At 62.4% G+C, this 3,571-nt stretch carries 3 protein-coding genes; all 3 read right to left on the bottom strand.

What is annotated here, in order from left to right; all coding sequences use genetic code 11:
- Positions 1–1,455 (bottom strand): ABC transporter ATP-binding protein (locus EN994_RS22725; protein ID WP_206530470.1); only part of this gene is annotated, 1,455 nt, incomplete at its 3' end.
- Between the two features lie 378 nt (positions 1,456–1,833).
- Positions 1,834–2,244, bottom strand: coding sequence for a GNAT family N-acetyltransferase (locus EN994_RS22730; RefSeq protein ID WP_063167907.1), 411 nt, complete (start codon positions 2,242–2,244; stop codon positions 1,834–1,836).
- A gap of 36 nt (positions 2,245–2,280) precedes the next feature.
- A partial coding sequence (locus EN994_RS22735; protein ID WP_127307821.1) for an NAD+ synthase occupies positions 2,281–3,571 on the bottom strand: 1,291 nt, incomplete at its 5' end.

Here is a 3,571-nt window from a genome sequence, read left to right on the forward strand (position 1 = left end):
GACCAGTGTACCGTAGCCCTTTGGCAGGTTGGTGATGAAGTCATGCGCACTCGCCAGCTTGGCGGCATGCTCGATCTCCTCCTGCGACGCACTCGGCCTGGCATAGGCGATGTTTTCGGCCAGCGACCGGTGGAACAGGATCGGCTCCTGCTGAACGATGGCGATCTGCCCGCGCAGCGAGGCTTGCGCCACCTGCGAGATGTCCTGACTGTCGACCAGGATTTTCCCCGCGTTCACGTCATAGAGCCGCTGGATAAGCTTGACGAAGGTCGTCTTGCCCGACCCCGAATGGCCGACCAGCCCGACGCGCTCACCCGGCGCGATATCGACCGAAAAGTCGCGGTAAAGCGCGGATCGGTGATGGCCATAGTGAAAGGTGACGTTGTCGAAGCTGATCCGTCCTTCGGTGATCCGGATCGGCTTGGCACCTGGCCGGTCCTCGATGCCGAGCGGTTCGGACTGGAAATCGACCAGCTCTTCCATATCGTTGATGGAGCGCTGCAGGTTGCGGATATGCGTGCCGATGTCCCTGAGATAGCCCTGCAGCACAAAGAGCGAGGTCAGCACGAACGCAACGTCGCCGGCGCTCGCCTGCCCCCACGACCACAGCATCAGCGCCAGGCCGATCACCGCAGCGCGCATGACCAGCAGCAGCACCCCTTGCGTGGTGCCGTTGATGGTGCCGCGCACCCAGGTGCGCCGTGTACGCGCACGCCATTTGGCGACGACCTTGGCCAGGCGGCGTTCTTCGCGCTCCTCGGCGCCAAAGCCCTTGACCACGGCGTTGCAGCTGACCGCGTCGGCCAGCGAGCCGCCGAGGCGGGTATCCCAGGTGTTGGCGAGCCTTGCCGCCGGCGCGACATAGCCAAGTGACAGCAGCGCCGTCACCGTGATGAACAGCACCGAACCGGCAGCAACGACCGCACCCATCAACGGCCAGAACCAGCCGAGCAGCAACGTCGACCCGACCAGCATGACGACCGACGGCAGCAGTGCGATGAGGATGGTGTCGTTGAGCAGGTCGAGCGCCCACATGCCGCGCGTCACCTTGCGGACGGTCGAGCCGGCAAAGCTGTTGGCATGCCAATCGGTGGAAAAGCGCTGAACGCGATGGAAAGCATCGGCGGCGATGTCGGCCATCATCTTCAAGGTCAGCTCGACGATGCCCATGAACGCCAGGTTGCGCAACACGACGCCGGCCAGCGCCAGCGCCATCAACATCGAGAACGCCGTCAGCGCGGCATTCCAGGCAATCGCGTCGGCGGCGGCGCTGCTGGCGACGGCGTCGACCAGCCGGCCGGAATAGAGCGGCGTCAGCACATCGGCCAGCGTCGACAGCAGGAAGCTGGCCATGATGAGCGAAAGCCGCCACGGCTGGCGCCGCCAATGGGTAAGCGTGAAGCCAAGAACGCTGCGAAAGGCGCTCGCGCGCAAATCGATCTTGAAACGAGCCATGATGTCATTCGGGCACAAACGAGCCCGATCCCAGTAGGTCGAAAATTGAAGAAGCCGCGCAAGGGCCAATGATTGCCCGGAAGCGGAGTGGCATATTTGGCGTATCGCCCATAACCGGGCGGCGATCGGCATCGGCATAAGCCTGTGCTCGATCCGGCATCGGCACGAAGGGCAAACCTTCGCGGAGCGCCGGATGAGACCTAGGCTTCGCGGCCTCGCATTACCATGTGAAATACTGCCATTCGGACCTCCCGCAAGACAATTGCGGAGCGGTTCTTATAGAGACGCTCCGATGCACCGCCAAGACGGGCTGACGCCAAAAGCGTATCTGGTCCAACCACTGCGATTATTTTGCAACAATGGCGGGCAAGCCGCGCCTCATTCAGGAACGCGATCCAAGCGCATGTAGCGGCCATCGGTCGATGGCTTGAACCCGAGCTTTTCATACATGCCATGGGCATCGCTGGTCGACAGGCTCCAATGGAAAACGGTCCTGACCTCCGGATGATCGATCAGGGCCTGGACGAGCCGGCTTCCTATGCCCTGCCCGCGATTCTCCGGCCAGATGATGATATCGGCGAGATAGGCGAATACGGTGCGGTCGGTGATCGCCCGGCCGAAGCCGACTTGCCTGCCATCGACATAGGCGCCGACGCAAAGCGAGTTGGCAAAGGCGCGGCGATGGACTTCGTCAGTGCGTCCGGCGCCCCAATAGCTTGCCATCAACAGGTCCGATGTCGCACGGAAATCGATCCGTGACATGTCGAAGCTGATCTCACAATCGGGCATGGTTGTCTCCGGCCGCGCCGCGTGCGCTTTCGGTACCTAGCTGCGATCCCTGAAACGATTGGTGATGGGGTAGCGGCGGTCGCGGCCAAAATTCTTTTTCGTGATCTTCACGCCTGGCGCCGCCTGCCGTCGCTTGTATTCTGCGATGTAGAGCAGGTGCTCGATGCGCGTCACCGTCGCCCGGTCATGGCCGCGCGCTACGATGTCGTCGACACCCATCTCATTCTCGACCAGGCATTCGAGGATATCGTCCAGCACCGGATAGGGCGGCAGCGAATCCTGATCGGTCTGGTTCTCGCGCAATTCCGCCGACGGTGCCTTGTCGATGATGTTCTTCGGGATCACCTCGCCCGAGGGGCCCAGCGCACCCGGCGGCACGTGGCTGTTGCGCCAGCGCGACAGCGCGTAGACCTGCATCTTGTAGAGGTCCTTGATCGGATTGAAGCCGCCATTCATGTCGCCATAGAGCGTGGCATAACCGACCGACATCTCGCTCTTGTTGCCGGTGGTGACGACCATTGAGCCGAACTTGTTGGAGATCGCCATCAGGATGGTGCCGCGTGCGCGGCTCTGCAAATTCTCCTCGGTGATACCTTCCTTGGTGCCTTCGAACATCTGCGTCAGCGCGTGCAGGAAGCCCTCGACCGGCTCGAAGATGGGCACGATGTCATAGCGGCAGCCGAGAGCGCGGGCGCAATCCTCGGCATCTTTGAGCGAATCCTTCGAGGTATAGCGGTAGGGCATCATCACCGCGCGCAGCCGTTCCTCGCCGAGCGCATCGACGGCCAGCGCCGCGCAGATCGCCGAATCGATGCCGCCGGACAGACCAAGCACGACGTTCTTGAAGCCGTTCTTGTTGACGTAGTCGCGCAGGCCCAGCATGCAGGCGCGATAGTCAGCCTCCTCCCGGTCCGGGATTTTCGACATCGGCCCTTCCGAGCAGACCCAGTGATCGCCTTGTCTCTTCCAGGTGGTGACGTCGACCGCTTCCTCGAACTGGCTCATCTGGAAGGCAAGCGTCTTGTCGGCGCCAATGGCAAACGAAGCGCCGTCGAAGATCAGCTCGTCCTGGCCGCCGAGCTGGTTGGCATAGATCATCGGCAGCCCGCATTCGATGACCTGGCGGATGACGACCTGGTGGCGGACATCGATCTTGGCGCGATAATAGGGTGAGCCGTTCGGCACCAGCAGGATTTCCGCCCCGCTTTCGGCCAGCGTCTCGCAGATATCGACATCGCCCCAGATGTCCTCGCAGATCGGAATTCCGATGCGCACGCCGCGGAAATTGACCGGCCCCTGGATCTCGGGTCCGGCCTGGAAGACGCGC

Source organism: Mesorhizobium sp. M7A.F.Ca.CA.002.09.1.1 (assembly GCF_003998555.1).
In the GTDB taxonomy this organism is placed as follows: domain Bacteria; phylum Pseudomonadota; class Alphaproteobacteria; order Rhizobiales; family Rhizobiaceae; genus Mesorhizobium; species Mesorhizobium ciceri.

Bases quoted from the DNA above. Each gene is read 5' to 3' on its own strand.
- EN994_RS22730 (WP_063167907.1), bottom strand. From the start codon at position 2,244: ATGCCCGATTGTGAGATCAGCTTCGACATGTCACGGATCGATTTCCGT.